At 51.7% G+C, this 20,210-nt stretch carries 15 protein-coding genes; 14 read left to right on the top strand and 1 reads right to left on the bottom strand.

Features of this window, described 5'->3' with window-relative positions; all coding sequences use genetic code 11:
• Positions 1–47: 47 nt before the first annotated feature.
• On the bottom strand, positions 48–1,844 hold the full coding sequence (locus ACXX53_RS20995; RefSeq protein WP_458570641.1) for an Rqc2 family fibronectin-binding protein: 1,797 nt from the start codon (positions 1,842–1,844) through the stop codon (positions 48–50).
• A 212-nt stretch (positions 1,845–2,056) separates the two neighbouring features.
• Here ACXX53_RS20995 and ACXX53_RS20990 point away from each other — a divergent pair, with 212 nt between their 5' ends.
• The 14 genes from ACXX53_RS20990 (at position 2,057) to ACXX53_RS20925 (ending at position 20,138) form a co-directional block, all read left to right on the top strand.
• Complete coding sequence (locus ACXX53_RS20990; protein ID WP_458570640.1) at positions 2,057–4,864, top strand: calcium-translocating P-type ATPase, SERCA-type; 2,808 nt, start codon at positions 2,057–2,059, stop codon at positions 4,862–4,864.
• Positions 4,865–5,572: 708 nt separating this feature from the next.
• The gene (dapF, locus tag ACXX53_RS20985; RefSeq protein WP_458570696.1) at positions 5,573–6,409 is read left to right on the top strand and encodes a diaminopimelate epimerase; all 837 of its coding nucleotides are present in this window, start codon (positions 5,573–5,575) and stop codon (positions 6,407–6,409) included.
• 160 nt (positions 6,410–6,569) lie between these two features.
• A complete protein-coding gene (locus tag ACXX53_RS20980) occupies positions 6,570–8,492 on the top strand; it encodes a bifunctional homocysteine S-methyltransferase/methylenetetrahydrofolate reductase (protein ID WP_458570639.1) in 1,923 nt (640 codons plus the stop codon).
• 32 nt (positions 8,493–8,524) lie between these two features.
• Complete coding sequence (locus tag ACXX53_RS20975) at positions 8,525–9,409, top strand: YicC/YloC family endoribonuclease (protein WP_458570638.1); 885 nt, start codon at positions 8,525–8,527, stop codon at positions 9,407–9,409.
• 34 nt (positions 9,410–9,443) lie between these two features.
• A complete protein-coding gene (gene remA / locus ACXX53_RS20970; RefSeq protein WP_005548256.1) occupies positions 9,444–9,704 on the top strand; it encodes an extracellular matrix/biofilm regulator RemA in 261 nt (86 codons plus the stop codon).
• A gap of 13 nt (positions 9,705–9,717) precedes the next feature.
• A complete protein-coding gene (gene gmk, locus ACXX53_RS20965; protein ID WP_458570695.1) occupies positions 9,718–10,284 on the top strand; it encodes a guanylate kinase in 567 nt (188 codons plus the stop codon).
• A 103-nt stretch (positions 10,285–10,387) separates the two neighbouring features.
• Positions 10,388–10,612, top strand: a complete 225-nt coding sequence (gene rpoZ, locus ACXX53_RS20960; protein ID WP_458570637.1) for a DNA-directed RNA polymerase subunit omega — start codon at positions 10,388–10,390, stop codon at positions 10,610–10,612.
• Between the two features lie 281 nt (positions 10,613–10,893).
• Complete coding sequence (gene coaBC / locus ACXX53_RS20955; protein WP_458570636.1) at positions 10,894–12,207, top strand: bifunctional phosphopantothenoylcysteine decarboxylase/phosphopantothenate--cysteine ligase CoaBC; 1,314 nt, start codon at positions 10,894–10,896, stop codon at positions 12,205–12,207.
• A gap of 37 nt (positions 12,208–12,244) precedes the next feature.
• Entirely contained in the window at positions 12,245–14,815 is a 2,571-nt protein-coding gene (priA, locus tag ACXX53_RS20950; RefSeq protein WP_458570694.1) for a primosomal protein N', read from the top strand.
• A gap of 442 nt (positions 14,816–15,257) precedes the next feature.
• Positions 15,258–15,734 carry a peptide deformylase gene (gene def, locus ACXX53_RS20945; protein ID WP_458570635.1) on the top strand — a complete coding sequence of 159 codons (477 nt, stop codon included), beginning with the start codon at positions 15,258–15,260 and terminating at the stop codon, positions 15,732–15,734.
• A gap of 4 nt (positions 15,735–15,738) precedes the next feature.
• Positions 15,739–16,677 carry a methionyl-tRNA formyltransferase gene (gene fmt, locus ACXX53_RS20940; RefSeq protein ID WP_458570634.1) on the top strand — a complete coding sequence of 313 codons (939 nt, stop codon included), beginning with the start codon at positions 15,739–15,741 and terminating at the stop codon, positions 16,675–16,677.
• Between the two features lie 5 nt (positions 16,678–16,682).
• Complete coding sequence (rsmB, locus tag ACXX53_RS20935; RefSeq protein ID WP_458570633.1) at positions 16,683–18,062, top strand: 16S rRNA (cytosine(967)-C(5))-methyltransferase RsmB; 1,380 nt, start codon at positions 16,683–16,685, stop codon at positions 18,060–18,062.
• A 251-nt stretch (positions 18,063–18,313) separates the two neighbouring features.
• Positions 18,314–19,360, top strand: a complete 1,047-nt coding sequence (gene rlmN / locus ACXX53_RS20930) for a 23S rRNA (adenine(2503)-C(2))-methyltransferase RlmN (protein WP_458570693.1) — start codon at positions 18,314–18,316, stop codon at positions 19,358–19,360.
• A gap of 10 nt (positions 19,361–19,370) precedes the next feature.
• On the top strand, positions 19,371–20,138 hold the full coding sequence (locus tag ACXX53_RS20925) for a Stp1/IreP family PP2C-type Ser/Thr phosphatase (RefSeq protein ID WP_458570632.1): 768 nt from the start codon (positions 19,371–19,373) through the stop codon (positions 20,136–20,138).
• Positions 20,139–20,210: the final 72 nt, after the last annotated feature.

Here is a 20,210-nt window from a genome sequence, read left to right as displayed (position 1 = left end):
GGCTGCCGATACAGAAGAGAAACCTTCCTGTATCGGCAGCCTTTCGTTTATCCGCCCTGCTTCATTTGGAATGGCAGGGTATTGATGAGGTCCGCATTCGGCGTAATAAACAGCGTTTTCTGACGCTCGTATATGACGAAGCCCGGCTTCGCGCCGTTCGGTTTGCGTACATGACGGATCAGGGTGTAATCCACCGGCACCTGGCTGGAATGCTTGGCCTGGCTGAAATACGCCGCGAGCTGCGCCGCTTCCTCCAGCGTCTGCTCCCCGAACTGTTCGGCTCGTATGACGACGTGCGAACCCGGAATATCCTTCGTGTGAAGCCAAGTGTCGTTCGACTTCGCTAGCCTATTTGTAACGTACTCGTTTTGTAAGTTGTTTTTACCAACATACATAGGTATTCCTTCGGAAGAGGTATAGCTGTACACCGTCGGGCGAGAATCCTTCTTCTTGCGTTTTTGTTTGCGATCCCGATTGCGCAATATGCCCTGTTCTACAAGCTCCTCGCGAATTTCCTGAGCGTCCAGCATATTGGCCTCTGACAACTGCTGCAGAAGAACTTCGTAGTATTCATTTTCCGAACGCGCTTCAGCCATCTGCTCTTCGACAACCTTCATGCTGTTCTTCAGCTTGTTGTACTTCTTGAAATACCGCTGCGCGTTATCAGACGGCATCAGGAGCGGGTCAAGCTCGATCCGGATCATGGCACCATTCTCATCATAGAAGTTAGGAAGCTCTACGCTGCTGTCCCCCTTATGCACCATGTGCAGCGATGCAAATAACAGCTCGCCCATGATCCGATATTGATCAGCCTCATGCGCTTCCTGCAGCGTATCCTGCAGCTTCGCGAGCTTCTTCTCGTTCTTGGCATGCTCTTGATGAAGGAAACGAGCTAGATCTCCCACTCGCTGCTTCACCATATCCCGCTCCGCTTTATCGCCGAAGAAGGCTTCCATACATTCGCTTATTGTTGAATAGGTGTGGACGTTCCCCTCTACGAAAGAGATCGGCAGCGCGGAGAAATATACTTTTCCCGCCTCGTCTTCCACCATTGTAGGCGAATACTGTTGCTTGCGGCAAGGCTCCACGATGGACTGAAAAGCAATCCAACCTCGCTGCACCGCATCGCCTTCTTCCGATTGAGCTCGATGCAGCCATTCGTCAGCTAATCGCGGGCTGAAGCCGGACATGTGCTGGACAAGCCATGAAGTAGGTTTAGCTGGTGCGCGGTCAGCAACTGCTTCCAGTGCATCTTGATCCAACGTGTCTAATTCGGCAGCAATGGCTTCATTCCACAGCACGGAGAAGCGATCTCGTGTTACTTCCAACGGATTATCCTTGTGCTGCTCTGGCGGAGCTGTATACGCGAAGCCCGGCATCACGATTCGATAGCTGCTGATCGCTGGCGTGATATGGTGAATACCGTCAACGATGGTGTCCGTTGTTGGATCGATCAGCACGATGTTGCTGTGTCTGCCTGTGAGCTCGATCGTGATTCGCTTGACAGCTTCATCACCCAGCTCATCTCGCTGCCGCACATCGATATGCAAGACGCGTTCCATGCCTGTTTGCACCACGCGTTCTATGAAGCCTCCCTCACAGTGCTTGCGCATCAGCATGCAGAACATAGGGGGCTCGGGCGGATTCACATACGTCTGCTCCGAAAAATGAACACGAGGATAAGTAGGATTCGCAGATAGGATAAGCTTTAAATTTTTGCCGGTTGATCTAATATGCAGAATAATATCATGTTCAGTAGGTTGATGAATTTTATGAATGCGGCCGCTGACGATCTGTTGCAGCTCATGAACGATCGCGCGGGTTACGATGCCGTCTAATGCCATAGCTTGATTCTCCTATTCCCTTACACTGTTTTCTCTATGATGCCATACTTTTGCTCAAAACTTAAGCACGGGTTTAGTTGAGTGGGATATTTCGAGACTCGTCCGAATAGATTTAGCGTAGAGGCTGTCCGCACGCGTGCCTTCCTAAATAGGTGCAGTGGTTGTGAAATGAATGCGTACGGGCGCACAATGGAGGGAAAGGGGAACGGACCATGGAACAAAACAAGTGGCACCAAATAGCGGCAAGCGACCTGCTGTCCGCGCTTGAGGTCCACATCGACGAAGGAATCAGCGACGAGCAGGCTTCCAAACGCCAGGAGCGTTTCGGAGCTAATGAGCTGTCTGAAGGGAAGCAAATCTCTCCCTTGGCGCTGTTTCTGAACCAGTTCAAAGATTTTATGGTGCTCGTGCTGGCAGGTGCAACTCTCGTGTCCGGAATGCTCGGAGAATATTTGGACGCGGTGACGATCATTGCCATTATTATTTTGAACGGGGTGCTGGGATTTGTTCAAGAGTTCCGCGCCGAACGGTCACTGCGAGCGTTGAAGCAGCTGTCGGCACCTACTGCCAAGGTGCTTCGCTCAGGTCAAGTGAAGCATATCGCTGCGAAGGAGCTTGTGCCGGGCGATATCATTCTGATGGAAAGCGGGGATCGTGTACCTGCAGACGTACGTTGGCTGGACACGAACAGCTGCTACGTGGAGGAGTCCGCGCTGACTGGTGAATCAGTGCCGGTCAACAAGCACCATCAAACGATCGAGAGAGAAGATATTCCGCTTGGCGATATGAAAAATATCGGCTTTATGGGAACGATGATGTCCCGAGGCACTGCGAAAGGGGTCGTCATTCGAACAGGTATGGATACGGAAATGGGCAAGATTGCTCATTTGATTCAGCATACAGATTCGATGGAGACGCCGCTGCAGCATCGATTGGAACAGCTAGGCAAAATATTAATCATCGTCGCTCTCGTTCTTACCGTAATGGTAGTCGTAGCAGGAATATTGCACGGACAACCCGCGCTCGGTATGTTTCTCGCAGGCGTCAGCTTGGCGGTTGCCGCTATCCCAGAGGGTTTGCCGGCGATCGTAACTATCGCTCTTGCACTGGGTGTGCAGCGCATGATCAAGCGCAAAGCGATCGTGCGCAAGCTGCCATCAGTAGAAACGCTCGGATGCGCATCTGTCATCTGTTCAGACAAGACGGGAACGCTGACCCAGAATAAGATGACCGTTACGCGCCTCTGGCTCGGAGGACGAGCGCTGGAAGTGAGTGGCGAAGGCTATGAGCCGACAGGTCAAGTAACGGAAGGCGGTAAGCCGATCGATCTGAAGAATGACCAGGCAATGCGCCGTTTGCTGCAGGTTAGCGCGTTATGCAACAATGCAGTGCTGGAGACGATCGACGCAGAGCAGCTTCGTTCGTCCCGCAATACGAAGGCGGCTAAGAAGAAGGAACAAGCTCCTGATAATAGTGTGTGGGACATCAAGGGCGATCCGACCGAGGGCGCGTTGCTTGTTATGGCGGCGAAGCTCGGCGCTACGCCGATGTCCTTGGGAGCGACTTATCGGAGAGAACAGGAGCTGCCGTTTGATTCAGATCGCAAGCGAATGTCGGTAGTCGTGTCGCACCAAGGTGGACGCAACGTCTACACGAAGGGCGCATTCGATGTGCTGATGGACCGCTGCGCCTATGTCCTGTGGGATGGCAAGGTTGTCCCATTCACGGCTACGCTGAAGCAGCGGGTGCAGAGTGCGAACGAGCATATGGCGAAGCAAGCGCTGCGCGTGCTTGGGATGGCTTACCGCGAGCTGAAAGCGAATGAGCATGCGGATGATGAGGATGGTATGGAGTCGCAGCTCATCTTTGTGGGTCTCGCGGGCATGATTGACCCGCCGCGCCGCGAAGTTCGCGAAGCGATCCAGCAGTGCCGCCGCGCTGGCATTAAGACGGTCATGATCACGGGTGACCATCAGTTGACTGCAGAAGCGATCGCGAACCAGCTCGGCATATTGCCGAAGAATGGGCTGACGGTCAATGGAACGCAGCTTGCGCAAATGGACGATGACGCGTTGGATAAGGTCGTCGACAATGTGTATGTGTATGCTCGCGTATCGCCTGAGCATAAGCTGCGGATCGTGAAATCGCTGCAGCGTAAAGGTCATGTCGTCGCGATGACAGGCGACGGCGTCAATGACGCTCCTGCGATTAAAGCGGCTGACATCGGCATCTCGATGGGAATTAACGGAACTGATGTATCTAAAGAGGCATCTTCACTTATATTGAGCGATGATAACTTCTCAACGATCGTATCAGCGATTGAAGAGGGGCGTGCAATATACGAAAACATTCGCAAGTTTATCCGCTATTTGCTCGCTTCGAATGTTGGCGAGATTCTCGTCATGTTCTTTGCAATGATGGCGGGTCTGCCGCTGCCACTCATACCGATTCAGATCCTATGGGTCAATCTGGTGACCGACGGTCTGCCTGCAATGGCTCTCGGTGTTGATCAGCCGGAGAAGGATCTGATGGAGCATCGTCCGCGCTCCGCGAAAGAGAATATATTTGCTCGCCGTCTAGGCTGGAAGATTATCAGCCGCGGCTTCCTGATTGGATTGTGCACGCTGGCTGCGTTCTGGATCACGCTTAACGCTATTCCGGGTGACGCCAATTCTCTGGTCCATGCGCAGTCTGTAGCATTTACGACACTTGTTATGGCGCAGCTTATTCATGTATTTGACTGCCGCAGCTCGCGCTCGATCTTTCACCGCAACATCCTGCAGAACAAGTATTTGGTGCTCGCTGTATTGTCTTCGCTCGTTCTGCTGCTGGCTGTCTTATATGTCGAGCCGCTGCAGCCGATCTTCAAGACCGTGCCGCTCGATCTGCGCGATTGGTGCGTCACGCTTGTCATGGCGGGCATCCCTACCTTCTTGATGGGAATCGGCTCCGTTATGTCGGGCAAGAAGAACCGCAACCGCATAAAGCCGATTCGACCAGTCGCACGTCGCGCGGCATAATGTCGGGGTATCATTTAGTTGAGACAGAACCTTCAACACCGCAATTTGCGGTTTGAGGGTTCTTTCGCGTTGAAGGGTAATCGGCTTACAGGATCTCGAGCGGTCGATGAGGTGGGGCCACGCACGGTGTAACAGGCTTTTACCCGGTTACAGCGATGGAACCCCACCCTAAGGAATGAGATAACGGGGTAAAATCGGCTTACAGGATCTCGAGGGGGCGAGGAGGTGGGGCCACGCACGGTGTAACAGGTTTTTACCCAGTTACAGCGATGGAACCCGACTCTAAGGAATGAGATAACGGGGTGAAATCGGCTTACAGGAGCTCGAGCGGTCGAGGAGGTGGGGTCAGGCGCGGTGTAACAGGTTTTTACCCAGTTACAGCGATGGAACTCCACCCTAAGGAATGAGATAACGGGGTAAAATCGGCTTACAGGATCTCGAGCGGTCGAGGAGGCAGGGTCAAGCGCGAGATAACAGGCTTTTACCCAGTAACTATGAAAGAGCTGCATACTGGAATACGAAGGATGACAGGACATTGTGATGTATTTTAGTGCAAATAAAACTTCAGTTACTCAATACCATAACACCTTTATTTAAGCTATTCTTTGGTCAAGGAAATCTTTAAGCTATGCAGGAAAAGACAAACAATTTGTGGCTATTAAGATCGTGCTGAAGATAGGGGAGCTAGATAAGGGAGTTGGGCTGAATATGCACTTTATGAAGATGAACGGTTTGGGAAATGACTTTGTGATCGTGTTCGGTGAACAGGAGCTGCCAGCAAACGCGGCGGAGCTGGCCGTAGCGACGTGTAATCGATACTTTGGAATAGGTGCGGATGGCTTAGTCTATATATTGCCGTCAGAGCGGGCTGACTATATGATGCGCATTATGAACTCGGATGGTACGGAAGCGGAGCAGTGCGGCAATGCGATTCGCTGCGTAGCGAAGTATGTAGCGGATCAGGGATACACGAATGGTGACGAGTTGACGATTGAAACGATTGGCGCTGGGGTTCAACGCGTTCATTTGAATAAACGGGACGGTCAAGTAGAGACTGTGCGAGTTGACATGGGAGAGCCGATTCTTAACGGGCTAAGCGTGCCAACGACAATTGATGCGGCACAGGTCGTCGATCAAACGATTGAGGTTGAGGGGCGTTTGTTTCATTTTACAGCAGTATCGATGGGTAATCCGCATTGTGTCATATATGTTGATGATGCAGCAACGTTCGATATTGGACGATGGGGACCAAAGCTTGAGAAGCATCCGATGTTCCCTCATAAAATTAATGTAGAGTTCGTGACTGTCAAGTCGCAGGACTATGCGGATATGAGAGTTTGGGAACGAGGGGCGGGGCCTACGCTGGCTTGCGGAACTGGCGCATGCGCAACGTTAGTGTCGAGTGTGTTGAACGGCAAAACAGATCGGGCCGCAACGATTTCACTGGCTGGCGGAGATTTATATATTGAGTGGAATGAACAAGACAATCATGTGTATATGACAGGTCCAGCTGAATTTGTCTATCAAGGGGAGTGGATTAAATAAAATATGTGAATATTTATCCAAATTCCATACACCAAATGGAATTGTGATGCTATAATTGATGAACTAACTGGAATACTACGGCGCCCCGAAAGGGCGCTTTTTATTCAACATTTATTCATAATCTCGCTATCATACATACACATAGAACGGGGGAGTTGGAATGGGAGAAATTGTCACCTCATCATTAAGAGAAGCAGTTCGCAGCGGTATTATTGTTGGCGACGGAGCAATGGGGACATATTTATATCAAATGGGATATCCAGTTGGAATCTCATACGAAGAATTGAACATTAGCAACCCCGATGTCATTCGCAGAATTCATCGAGAGTATGTAGATGCGGGCGCTCAATTGCTGGAAACGAACACGTTTACTGCGAATCGGGTCAAGCTGGCTAAGCATAATCTAGCTGACAAGGTTCAAGAGATTAACCGTGCCGGTGTACGTCTTGCCCGGGAGGCTGCTGCTGGAAAGGCATATGTAATCGGTGCTCTCGGCTCCATTCGCGCAGGTAAATGGGAAAATATCGATACCTCCGAAGTGACGCGAGATTATGAGGAACAGCTGTCCGCTATGTTGGAGGAAGGCGTCGACGGCATCATGTTCGAAACCTTCTACGATCTAGAGGAAATGCTGCTGGCGCTGCGTATCGCTCGCAGGCTGGATGCTGACGTCCCAACGATATGCCAATTCGCGGTTGAGGAAACAGAGCGCACGAAGGATGGCTTCTCACTGGTTGAGGCATTTCACATTCTGCAGCATGAAGGCGCGGATATTGTTGGCTTGAACTGCCGAATGGGTCCTAACGGCATCCTGCGCGCAATTGAAACATTAAAGCCGCATGTTCATATGCCGATGTCGGCATTTCCAAACGCAGGTCTGCCTGACTATGTGGACGGTCGCTACAACTTCGTAGCGACTGCAGAATATATGGCTGACAGCGCGATTCGCTTCGCGAAGAGCGGCGCGCGCTTGATCGGCGGCTGCTGCGGTACGACTCCGGAACATATTCGCGCGATTGCGAGTGCGCTGAGAACGGTTGACCCCGCGGAGCTGCCTGTTATTGAAGGTAAGCCTGCTTCAATAGACAGCGGTGAGCTGGACTTGTTGACAGAACGAATTCTTCATGAAGGCATTCGCCCGTCTGCTCCTGCAAGAATCCAAGGTGAAACGATCGTGGATATCGTTAAGCAGCGGCATACTATCATCGTTGAGCTTGACCCGCCGCGTGATCTGGACATCGCGAAGTTCATGAAAGGTGTAGACGTGCTGAAGGCTGCGGGCGCGGACGCGGTTACGCTGGCTGACAACTCGCTCGCCGTAACGCGGATGAGCAATATGGCGCTTGGTGCGTTAATGCAGCAGAAGGCAGGAGTTCGTCCGCTTATTCATATCGCCTGTCGAGACCGCAACTTGATCGGTACGCAGTCTCATATGATGGGGCTGGACGCACTTGGCATCGATCATGTGCTTGCCGTTACGGGTGACCCTGCTCGTTTTGGCGATTTGCCTGATTCCAGCTCTGTTTACGATCTGACATCATTTGAAATGATTCGAATGATCAAGCAGTTGAACAATGGCATTGCGTTCTCTGGCAAGCCCTTGAAGCAGAATGCTCGTTTCGTGGTAGGCGCGGCCTTTAACCCGAATGTTAAATATCTAGAGAAAGCAATCGGACGTTTACACCGCAAGGTGGAAGCAGGTGCTGATTATGTGATGACCCAGCCGGTATACGATATCGATTTAATCGAACGACTGGCTGAGATGACAAAAGATATCTCGATTCCTATATTTGTAGGTATTATGCCGTTAGCAAGCGGGCGCAACGCAGAGTACCTGCATAATGAGGTTCCAGGGATCCAATTGTCTGATGAAGTACGGGCTCGGATGAAGGGACTAGAAGGCGAACAGGGCCGCGCAGAGGGCGTTAAGATTGCAAAAGAGCTGATTGACGCGGTGATGAAGCATTTTAATGGCATTTATCTGATGACTCCATTTATGTTCTATGAGATGACAGCGGATCTCACATCATATGTTTGGCAAAAAGCGGAACGCCTAGCAGACCCCTTGTTTCATCAAACATAATCAATTAAAATAGAACAATGGATGTGGTTCCCATGGTTTTCAGTATGACTGGATATGGTCAATCCGCTAAAGAGATAGGCGGATATAAGATTAGCATTGAAATGAAATCCGTAAATCATCGATACAGCGAGATCGTATTCCGCATGCCCCGTGAGTGGACGTGTTTCGAAGATCGCTTGCGCCGCATCGTGCAGAATCAGCTCAAGCGCGGTCGTGTCGATGTGTTTATTAACAAAGAGCGTGAAGCGGAATCGACAAGTATTGTTGAAGTCAACTTGCAGGTAGTAGAAGCTTACATGCAAGCTGCTGACCAGCTGCGTCAGAAATACGGCATGACAGGGACGGTTGAAATTAATCAGCTGCTTAGCCTGCCGGATGTAATGACGGTGCGAGAACAAGCAAACTGGTCAGAAGAACAACTGGAAACTTGTTTAGTTGAAGGGTTGACGGAAGCTTTGGACGGTTTATGTCGTATGCGTGCTCAAGAAGGAAGTCATTTGAAGCAGGATACGGAGAAACGTTTGCTCCGAGTTGAGGCGATCCTTGCGGAACTAGTGAAGTGGGCACCCGAAGTCGTTGTAGAATATCGGGCGAAGCTGAAGCAACGCTTGGAACAGCTGTCAGAGCAGCATCTTACTTTCGATGACACGAAGTTCGGCATGGAGGTTGCACTCTTTGCGGAACGCTCCAACATCGATGAGGAATTAACACGGCTGAAGAGTCATATTCAGCAGTTCAACCAACTGCTTTCTAGTCAGGAACCGGTTGGTCGCAAGCTAGACTTCCTAATTCAGGAGATGAACCGCGAGACGAATACAATCGGCTCTAAGGCTAATCATCTCGAGCTTGTGAACCGGGTCGTGGATATGAAGGCCGAGTTAGAAAAAATACGCGAGCAAGTCGCGAACATGGAGTAACAATGGAGCGCTCGAAACAAGAGGAGGGCCAGTAATGGCGATTAAACTGATTAATATCGGTTTCGGCAACATCGTATCCGCCAACCGTATCATCTCGATCGTAAGTCCGGAATCGGCTCCGATCAAACGAATTATTCAAGAAGCACGAGACCGTCATATGTTGATAGACGCGACATATGGACGCCGTACCCGCGCCGTCATCATCACGGATAGCGATCATGTCATTTTATCGGCGGTTCAACCGGAGACGGTAGCGCATCGTCTATCGACAAAGGATGACGACAACGACGAATAAAATGGAGATGCAGATGAAGAAGGGGTTATTAATTGTGCTTTCAGGACCTTCCGGCGTGGGCAAGGGAACGGTATGCAAAGCACTTATGAAGAAAACATCGAATTTGATTTATTCCGTATCAGCTACGACACGCCAGCCGCGTCTCGGCGAAATCGACGGCGTCAATTACTTCTTTAAGACTCGCGAGCAGTTTATGCAGATGATTGAAGACGATCAGATGCTGGAGTATGCGGAGTATGTCGGCAATTACTATGGAACACCGCGCGGATTCGTTGAGGAGACGCTGGCCAAGGGTCAAGATATTATTCTAGAGATCGAAGTACAAGGCGCGCTTAAGGTGAAAGAGAAGTTTCCAGAAGGGGTCTTTATCTTCCTACTTCCGCCTTCTCTGGACGAGCTGAAGGATCGGATTCAAGGCCGAGGTACTGAGAATGACACGGTGATCGATCATCGCATGAATGCTGCTGTCGAGGAGATCGCGATGATGGAGCATTACGATTATGCTGTCGTTAACGATGAAATCGATCATGCTTGTCGAAGTATAGAAAGTATCATAATTGCCGAACATTGTAAGATTTAGGATGTTGGCAACCGGTTTATGAGGCGCACTGAATAAGTGTGCCTTCTGAACGTCGTGTAGCAGGTTGATAAGTGGTAGACTATATGTGAAGGGATGCGAATATATGTTATATCCATCTATTGATGAATTGGTGAAGAAGACTGACAGCAAGTACTCACTCGTCGTGGCGGCTTCCCGCCGCGCGCGTCAGCTGCGTGAAGGAGATCGCACAGAACTCCATCATCCTAAGTCACATAAGTATGTAGGCATGGCATTGGAAGAAATCTACGATGAGCTTATCCTTATCGAACAGCAGCCTGAGCTGCATGAAGAAGCAGAACAGCAATAGCAACGTCAGGCATCGCGTATTGAATCCAACGGATTCGATAGGCGATGCTCTCATATTACGAGTCATTTAATCGTTATGCGATAGAGCCTATGTCCACTTATTGGGGCACATGGGTAAAGCTTGCTCGTGACGGTGAGATTTCGGGTTAGTATCAAACAACCGTGAGGTTGTTCTTTTTTTCGATTGCACTGATACGTAGTTCATCATCTAGACAGATGTTACTGCAGTAGTTCCTAAGTTACGTGAAGGATTACATATAGAGATGTGAAAGGCGGGAGCATATGTTACACGGGAAAACGATCGTGCTGGGCATAACTGGAGGGATCGCGGCATATAAGGCTGCGGCGTTATGCAGTAAATTGAAGCAGGCGGGTGCTCACGTACATGTTATTATGACGAGGAACGCTACGCAGTTTATTTCGGAATTGACGCTGCAGACGCTATCGCGCAATCCGGTGTACACGGACACTTTTGACGAACGTGACGCTTCCGTCGTCTCACATATTGATCTGGCTGACAGTGCGGATCTGTTTGTCATTGCGCCAGCTACAGCGAATATGATCGCTAAGATGACCTACGGTTTAGCTGATGACATGCTGTCTACTACGCTTCTCGCTACGACAGCGCCAATTATGGTTGCGCCTGCGATGAATGTTCATATGTATGCGCATCCTGCCGTGCAGCACAATATGCAGCTGCTTCGCGAGCGCGGGGTCATGATGATCGAGCCTGGCGAAGGTCTGCTGGCATGCGGCTATACAGGTAAGGGACGTCTCGCAGAGCCCGAGGATATTGCGGCTGAGGTCGAGCGATTCTTTGACTTAGGCGAAGCGAAATACCGAGAAAGCTTATCCTCGGGATGTGCATGTGCCGAAGTGACGCAGGGGGCGAATATAGCGGCACAAGCTGGAGAAGAAGTTAGCCGTCCGCTTGCGGGAAGATCCGTAATCGTTACGGCTGGCGGAACGATTGAGCGCATTGATCCTGTTCGATATATAACGAATGATTCTTCCGGCAAGATGGGCTTCGCCATCGCTGCGGCAGCGCGCGATATGGGCGCTGATGTTACACTGATCGCAGGTCAGATTCAGGTAGCGCCTCCGGAAGGTGTACAAGTCATTCGTGTAGAGTCGGCACAGGATATGCATCATGCGGTGATGGACAGCTACGGCTCTTCAGATCTGGTTGTCATGGCAGCGGCAGTTGCTGATTACCGTCCAACAGTGCGTGCCGATAAGAAGATGAAGAAGAACGACGCGAAGCTTGTGATTGAGCTTGAGCGCAATTCTGATATTCTATCTGCTCTAGGCGAGAAGAAGCAGCACCAATTCCTGATCGGCTTTGCAGCTGAGACGGATCATGTTGAGCAGTACGCGATGGATAAGCTTAAACGGAAGAAATGCGATCTTATCGTCGCCAACGATGTTTCACGCGAGGATGCCGGCTTTGGCACGGATACAAATGAAGTGCTTATATTTGATGCGAACGGCTTGGTAGAAGGTATATCCCTGACGAGCAAGCAGACGATCGGGAAGCGTATCCTAGAGCTCGCGATCACCAGGATGAGCAGCGAGGTGCATCCGATTGAATCCTAATTCGGATTGGTTCGCTGACTGGGACGATTCGCCTTCGATTCAGCTTGATGTCAGACCTAAAGCTCATAGCTGGGGGGATGCCCCGTTATTGGCGCGAGTTATCGTAGATGTGCCGAGCAAGCATACGAATCGACCATTTGATTATGTAGTGCCCGAAGATATGCAGGCGTGGATCGAGATCGGCAGCCGTGTGGGTGTCCCCTTTGGACCGCGCACGGTTCAAGGATTCGTCATCGGCTTCGTAACCGAGACGGACATTCCGCTGAAGAAGCTGAAACCGATACAGCAGCTGCTTGATCTTGTTCCACCGCTGCCGCCAGATCTTGTCATGCTGGCAGAGTGGATGAGCGCGCGCTATATATGCACACATACAGCTGCGCTGCAGTCTATGATTCCGAGCGCGCTCAAAGGCAAGAGCGAGAAGGCGATCATTCTTGGGGATCAAGCGCTGAGCGGTGAAGTGGATCTGATCGGTTGGCTACAGCAGCATAAGCTTGAAGAACCCGCTGTGAGACGATTGCTGCATTATGTTCAAGACAACCAGCCGGTTCCAGCAGATAAGCTGCTGCAAACATTCCCGCATGCGGTGCACACGTTGAAGACTGCACTGCAAGCAGGTTGGCTGCTCGAGACGGAGCACATTAAGGATCGTATCGGCGTTAAGAAGCTGAAGCGGGTGACGCTGAATATGGATCCTGAGGAAGCGGAGCGTTACTCAGCGGGGTTAAAGGCGAAGCGTCAGCAGGAAGTCATCGAGATGCTGCTCACCTTCGGGGGCGAGATGCCACTCAAGGACTTGAATGCGACCGCCGTAAAGGCGCTCGCGGACAAGGGCGTTGTAACGATCGATGACTTCGAGGTGCTTCGTGATCCGTATGCGGATAAGCGGTTTAAACCGACCGAACCGCTCGAATTGACGGAGGAGCAGCAGCAGGTGTTTGGCCAATTGGTGGAAGCACTGGATGCGGAAGTGCCGAAGTCTTTCCTGCTGAGAGGCGTGACGGGAAGCGGCAAGACCGAAGTTTATTTGCAATCGATTGACCGCTGCTTGAAAATGGATCGTGAGGCGATTGTTCTCGTTCCAGAAATATCGCTGACTCCGCAGATGGTTGAGCGCTTCAAGGGAAGGTTCGGCTCCAAGGTTGCTGTGCTTCACAGTCGACTGTCGCAAGGAGAGCGCTATGACGAATGGCGCAAGATTCGTGAAGGACGTGTGCAGGTAGCGATCGGCGCGCGGTCTGCGGTGTTTGCGCCGTTTCGTCGAATCGGTCTGATTATAATAGATGAAGAACATGAAACGTCCTATAAACAGGAAGAAACACCGAAATATCATGCACGTGACGTCGCGATTGAACGCGCGCGCCAGCATGACGCTGTCGTCGTACTGGGATCAGCGACGCCGTCGATGGAGACGTACTACGCGGCTAAGATGTACAATTATCAGGGCGCAGCACAGGGGCTTGAGGCTCCAAGCTGGAGTCTTGCGCCGCTCATGATGCCGCACCGAGTAGGCGCCAGAGAGCTGCCGCCGGTTACAATCGTCGATATGCGCGCACAGCTGAAGGCGGGCAACCGTTCGATGTTCAGCATGGAGCTCGAAGCCGCGCTGGAGCAGCGGCTCGAACGCGGCGAGCAAACGGTGCTCCTGCTTAACCGCCGCGGCTACTCGACGTTCGTGATGTGCAGAACATGCGGCTTTGTAGCGCAGTGTCCCGAATGTGATATATCACTCACCTACCATATGAAGAAGGAACATCTGCGCTGTCATTATTGCGGCTATACGGAGCGTGCGCCGTCCGTTTGCCCTTCCTGTGAGAGCGAGCATATCCGCTTCTTCGGCACAGGGACGCAGCGTGTTGAAGAGCAGCTGGCGCGCCGATTCCAAGGCATCCGAGTGATTCGCATGGATGTGGATACGACGACAGAGAAAGGCTCGCATGAGCGGATGCTCGATCAATTCCGGCAACGGCGCGCGGACGTGCTGCTCGGCACCCAGATGGTAGCGAAGGGGCTCGATTTCCCCTACGTGACGCTCGTTGGCGTAATCGCAGCCGATTCTGCACTGCATATGCCGGATTTCCGCGCGGCGGAGAAAACGTTCCAGCTCCTGACCCAGGTGGCGGGACGCGCAGGAAGGCATCATCTGCCAGGCGAGGTTATCGTGCAGACCTATGCACCGGAGCATTATTCCATCGTGCATGCCTCGCAGCACGATTATACGAACTTTGCGTCCGAGGAGCTGCGCCACCGCCGCGTTCAGATGGTGCCGCCGTTTTGCCGGCTGGCGCTAGTCACGATGACGCATGAGCAGCTTCCGCTGCTCGTGCGCGCGGCCGAGAATGCGGTGATGCGCATCAAGGAGCTCGCGGACCGCAAGGGGTGGCTGCGACCGCTGCATAGCTCTGCGCATGCGGTCGATGTGTTCGGTCCAGTCGCATCGCCAATTCCACGCATTAAGAACAAGTATCGATTCCAATGCGTTGTGAAATGCCGCGGCGATATCGATCTGTCTGCCTTGATGGCGGCAGCGATGGAGACGCTGGAGCCGATGTCGCGCGAGCAGAAGGTGCTGTTCAGCGTAGATATGGATCCGCAGATGATGATGTAGGATGTTGGATGGCACAAACGGCATATTTATTATAAAGACTATGTTATGGTTAGTTGTTGATATACGAAGAGCTCAGGGTGATAAGAATTGTTGTATAAAGTGCAACATAATGAGCTTCTAATGATCCAGCCCCATCATATTGTTGTACAGAATACAACAATGTCTAGCAATTAACTATGAAATGAGGGAGATTGAGGGCATAATGTTGTATAACGTACAACAATATGCTTATTATCGTGGATCATTGTAAGTAATGTTGTATTCTGTACAACATTTTGCCTATTATATTGCAATTCATATTGCTGGAGCGGTTATGGGCTTGTTGTATGAAAATCAACACTAACATGTAACAGAGCTATTATAAAGCAGCACTAAAGAAGAATAATGTCTGTTCACAGGCAATCGTATATTAAACAATCATAGTCAAAGGATGGTGCCCATAATGGCGATACGAATAATTGTAATTGAGCCGGACCCGGTCCTGCATCAGGTGGCAAAGGAAGTCACAAAATTCAATGCTAATCTGCATAAGCTGCTTGATGACATGGCGGATACGATGTACTTCGCTGAAGGAGTAGGCCTCGCAGCTCCACAGATCGGCGTATTGAAGCGAGTCATTGTGGTTGATGTTGGGGATGACAACGGCTTGATCGAGATGGTGAACCCGGTCATGATCGAACATGAAGGCGAACAGCTCGGAGCGGAAGGCTGCTTGAGCATTCCAGGAATCAACGGCGAAGTGCGCCGATATAAGAAGATTAAAGTACGCGGTATGGACCGCTACGGCAAAACGTTTGAAATGGTTGCCGAGGATTTTCTCGCGCGTGCGTTCCAGCATGAGATAGACCATCTGAACGGTGTGCTGTTCACGTCGATTGCCGACAGTGTATACGAAATAGATATGCAAGACAAGGAGTAAGCGAATGACGAAAATAGTATTTATGGGTACACCTCAATTCGCGGTGCCTGTTCTGCAGATGCTGCTTGATGAAGGCTATGAAGTAGCTGCGGTAGTCACACAGCCGGACCGTCCGGTTGGACGCAAGCGTGTCCTTACGCCAACGCCTGTGAAGGCGCTGGCTCTTGAGCATGGCATCACAGTATGGCAGCCGGAGAAGCTGCGCAAGTCTGAAACCGTGCAGGATATTCAGGCGTTGGCGCCGGACCTGATCGTGACAGCGGCATATGGTCAGATTCTGCCGAAAGCGGTGCTCGACGTGCCGTGCTATGGCTGCATTAATGTTCACGGCTCGCTTCTGCCTGCTTACCGCGGAGGAGCGCCGATTCAGCGTTCGATCATCAATGGCGAGCCGAAGACGGGCGTGACCATTATGTATATGGCTGAAGGCATGGATACAGGCGATATGATCAGCCGGGTCGAGGTTCCGATCACGGATGCCGATAACGCCGGCACAATGTTTGAGAAGCTGAGCGTCGAAGGCTCTGAACTGCTGCGACGCACACTGCCGGAGCTTCTTGCGGGCAGCATTACAGCAGTGCCGCAGGACCACGAGGCGGCAACTTACGCGCCCAACCTGAAGCGTGAAGATGAGCGTATCGATTGGAGCCGCACCTCGCGTGAGCTGTTCAATCAAGTTCGCGGCCTAGTGCCGTATTCCGGAGCCTTCACGACGTGGAACGATGAAGTATTTAAAGTATGGGCGACGAAGCTGACTTCTGCTGCAGTACGAGGCGACCAACAGCCCGGAACCGTGTTGAATGTTAGCGAGCAGGGAATCGAAGTGAAGACCGGTGACGGCTCGCTGCTGTTGACCGAAGTACAGCCGGCTGGTAAGAAAGCGATGCCTGTTCAAGAATTTATGCGCGGCGGCAAGCTGGAAGCCGGGACGGTGCTGTTGTGAGCCGCATGGAACCGCAACAACGATCACGTCGCAAAACCGCTCGCGAAGTTGCGCTCGAGGTGCTGGTGCAGGTTGATAAGGAAGGCTCCTACAGCAATCTGCAGCTGAACGAAGCGCTCAAATCATCCAATCTGGAGCGTGTAGATGCCGCATTGGCGACAGAGCTGGTGTATGGCACGATTCAGCGGATGTATACGATAGATGGCGTACTGGAACGCAAAGTTACAAAAGGGATCGCTAAGCTGAAGCCCTGGATGCGCAATCTGCTGCGCATGAGCTTATACCAGCTGCATTATCTGGATCGTATTCCAGACCATGCGGCGGTTAATGAAGCAGTAGCAATCGCGAAACGCCGCGGTCAGCAGTCGATGGGCGGCTTCGTGAACGGCGTCCTGCGCGGCGTTATGCGTGAGCCTGAGGTGTGGAATGCGCCTGCGGATGCTTCTCCTGTTGCGAGAATCGCCTGGAATGAGTCGCATCCAGAGTGGCTAGTTGCCCGCTGGCTAAAAACATATGGCGAAGCGGAGACAGAGGAGATGTGCGCGGCGAATAATGAAGCGCCGCATGCTAGTGCCCGCGTGAATCGCACGCGGGCTGTACGCGACGAGCTGCTCGCCGAGATGAGAGCGGCAGGGCTGTATGTTCAGCCCTCCGCGCTCAGCGCAGACGGCATCGTTGCAGGCGGGGCGGGCAACTTGGCGCTGACCGATTGGTATCGCTCGGGCAAGCTGTCCGTGCAGGATGAGAGCTCCATGCTCGTCGTCGAGGCGGTTCGCCCTGCGGCAGGTATGCGCGTGCTGGACTGCTGCGCTGCGCCTGGCGGTAAGACGATGCACATCGCCGAGCGAATGGGCTGCGAGGGCGAGGTCATCGCGAATGACGTGCATGCGCACAAGGTCAAGCTCATTCAGGATCAAGCCGACCGCTTAGGCTTGTCCTGCATCCGAACGATGAATGAGGATGCGCTGAATCTGGCTGATCGGCTGGAGCCTGCCTCATTCGACATCGTGCTGCTGGATGCGCCATGCACAGGCTTCGGCGTCATTCGCCGCAAGCCGGATCTGAAGTGGCGCAAGCGTCCGGAGGACGTATCTGCAATCGCCGCGCTTCAAGCCGAGCTGATTGAAACAGCGGCGAAGCTGGTCAAGCCTGACGGCAGGCTCGTCTACTCTACCTGTACGGTAGAACGGGAAGAGAATGAGGAAGTTGTCGAGCGTTTCATGAAGCAGAATCCCGATTGGAAGCTGGATGAGAGCTGGAAGAACGCGCTGCCGCAAGACAAGCTGTCGGATGCGCTGGCGCGAAGCAAGTCTGGCATGCTGCAGGTGCTGCCGCATGACGGAGATTCGGACGGATTCTTTATTGCTTGCTTAACGAGAGCTTAGCGGCTTCAATCTTATATGTAGCCATGTGAATATAACCCGCGTCTTCAACAGTCGAACGTGTAGATTCGGCTGTAAGACGCGGGTTATTTGTGTGTTGGAACTGGTAAGCTAACGATTAATGAATTCCTGATCATGATGGATAAAGTACAAACTTTATGCATGATAGCCAATTGTGGTAAAATAGATCAAATGCACAATTCTTATTGTCCATAATGAAGTATACTCTGAAAGATAGGCGCGTGAATGAACAGATGAAACCATTTATATATGACCTAACGTACGATCAACTCCAGACTTGGATCAAGGAGCAGGGAGAACCCGCATTTCGCGCGGGACAGATCTTTGATTGGATCTATGTGAAGCGAATTACAGACTTCGACCAGATGTCAAACCTGTCGAAGCAGCTGCGTGATAAGCTGAAGGAGCATTTCCAATTCGTAACACTCAAGGAAATTACACATATGAAATCCTCCGACGGAACGATTAAGTTCCTGTTCGGTCTTCACGACGACCATGCTATTGAGACAGTTGTCATGAGGCATGATTACGGCAACAGCGTGTGTGTAACGACGCAGGTAGGCTGCCGAGTCGGCTGTACCTTCTGCGCGTCTACGCTCGGGGGGTTGAAACGCAATCTGACAGCAGGCGAGATCGTAGCGCAAGTTGTGGCTGCTCAGAAAATATTGGATGAAACAAATGAGCGTGTGAGCAGTATCGTCATTATGGGGACAGGCGAGCCGTTTGAGAATTATGACGCGACGATGGCCTTCCTGCGCATTATGATTCATGAGAAGGGTTTGAACATCGGGCAACGTCATATAACGGTATCGACCAGCGGTATCGTACCTAGCATCTACAAGTTCGCTGAAGAGAACACACAGATTAATCTGGCGATCTCGATTCATGCACCTAACGATAAGCTGCGCTCGAAGCTGATGCCGGTCAATCGCCGCTTTCCGTTCGAAGACGTTATGCTTGCACTGAAGCACTATCAAGAAAAGACCGGCCGTCGCATCACATTCGAGTACGCGTTAATAGGCGGTGTGAACGATCAGGTGGAGCATGCGGAAGAACTGGCGGATGTGCTGAAACGAATGGAAATGATCGCTCACGTCAATCTGATTCCGGTCAATTACGTTCCAGAACGCAATTACGTCCGCACACCGCGCAATGAGATATTTAAGTTTCACCGCACGCTAGTCGACAAAGGCATTAACTCAACAATTCGTCGCGAGCAAGGCCATGATATTGCCGCTGCGTGCGGACAATTGCGAGCTAAGCATATGGAATCCAAATGAGGTGAGTGGTATGAAAGCAGTACATCGTTCCGACGTTGGACGAGTACGCGCTGTCAATGAGGACCGCGCCTATTCGGCCAAGCTGCCGAATGGATATACGTTAGCTATTGTGGCTGACGGCATGGGTGGACATCAAGCTGGGGATATTGCCAGCCGATTGGCGGTAGATACCGTCATCCAGGAGCTGGCTGTACTGCCGGAGGACTTGGCGCGCGAAGAGCGAGCGCAAGCAGTGAAGCACGCTATACTGCGGGCCAATGATACGATCTACCATATCGCATCCCAAGATGAGAAGTACAATCAGATGGGAACAACTATCGTTACCGCGTTGTTATCTGATCGAGAAGTGGCGCTTGGTCATATAGGCGACAGCCGAGCTTACTTGATTAATCGCGGAGGCATTCATCAATTGACTGAGGATCATTCACTCGTGCACGAGCTTCTGAAGTCTGGACAGATTACTCCAGCAGAAGCAGAGCGCCACCCGCGCCGCAATGTACTGATTCGCGCGTTAGGAACGGATAAAGAAGTGAAGGTTGATATGAATGAGGCGCATCTTGAACCGGGCGATATATTGCTGTTATGCAGCGATGGTCTGACGAATATGATCAATACCGATACGATGTGGTCCACAGTCATTGATCCTTCGCTGCCGCTCGAAGCGATAGCGGATCGTCTTGTCGGTCAAGCGATCGATGCAGGCGGAGATGACAACATCTCGGTCATTCTTGTCCAGCCCCATGAATCAGACTCTGAGAAAGAGGGGTGTGACTCTTGATAGGGACTATTTTAGGGGGCAGATATGAAATATTGGAGCGCGTAGGCGGAGGCGGCATGGCCTTGGTTTACA

Source organism: Paenibacillus marinisediminis (assembly GCF_054343325.1).
Note: the sequence above shows the minus strand (reverse complement) of the source record. Positions and strands in the feature narration are given on the sequence as shown.

Coding starts and splice junctions, on each gene's coding strand:
- dapF (WP_458570696.1), top strand. CDS start 5,573: ATGCACTTTATGAAGATGAACGGTTTGGGAAATGACTTTGTGATCGTG.
- coaBC (WP_458570636.1), top strand. CDS start 10,894: ATGTTACACGGGAAAACGATCGTGCTGGGCATAACTGGAGGGATCGCG.
- rlmN (WP_458570693.1), top strand. CDS start 18,314: ATGAAACCATTTATATATGACCTAACGTACGATCAACTCCAGACTTGG.
- def (WP_458570635.1), top strand. CDS start 15,258: ATGGCGATACGAATAATTGTAATTGAGCCGGACCCGGTCCTGCATCAG.
- rsmB (WP_458570633.1), top strand. CDS start 16,683: ATGGAACCGCAACAACGATCACGTCGCAAAACCGCTCGCGAAGTTGCG.
- ACXX53_RS20975 (WP_458570638.1), top strand. CDS start 8,525: ATGGTTTTCAGTATGACTGGATATGGTCAATCCGCTAAAGAGATAGGC.
- gmk (WP_458570695.1), top strand. CDS start 9,718: ATGAAGAAGGGGTTATTAATTGTGCTTTCAGGACCTTCCGGCGTGGGC.
- ACXX53_RS20990 (WP_458570640.1), top strand. CDS start 2,057: ATGGAACAAAACAAGTGGCACCAAATAGCGGCAAGCGACCTGCTGTCC.
- ACXX53_RS20925 (WP_458570632.1), top strand. CDS start 19,371: ATGAAAGCAGTACATCGTTCCGACGTTGGACGAGTACGCGCTGTCAAT.
- remA (WP_005548256.1), top strand. CDS start 9,444: ATGGCGATTAAACTGATTAATATCGGTTTCGGCAACATCGTATCCGCC.
- ACXX53_RS20995 (WP_458570641.1), bottom strand. CDS start 1,844: ATGGCATTAGACGGCATCGTAACCCGCGCGATCGTTCATGAGCTGCAA.
- rpoZ (WP_458570637.1), top strand. CDS start 10,388: ATGTTATATCCATCTATTGATGAATTGGTGAAGAAGACTGACAGCAAG.
- fmt (WP_458570634.1), top strand. CDS start 15,739: ATGACGAAAATAGTATTTATGGGTACACCTCAATTCGCGGTGCCTGTT.
- ACXX53_RS20980 (WP_458570639.1), top strand. CDS start 6,570: ATGGGAGAAATTGTCACCTCATCATTAAGAGAAGCAGTTCGCAGCGGT.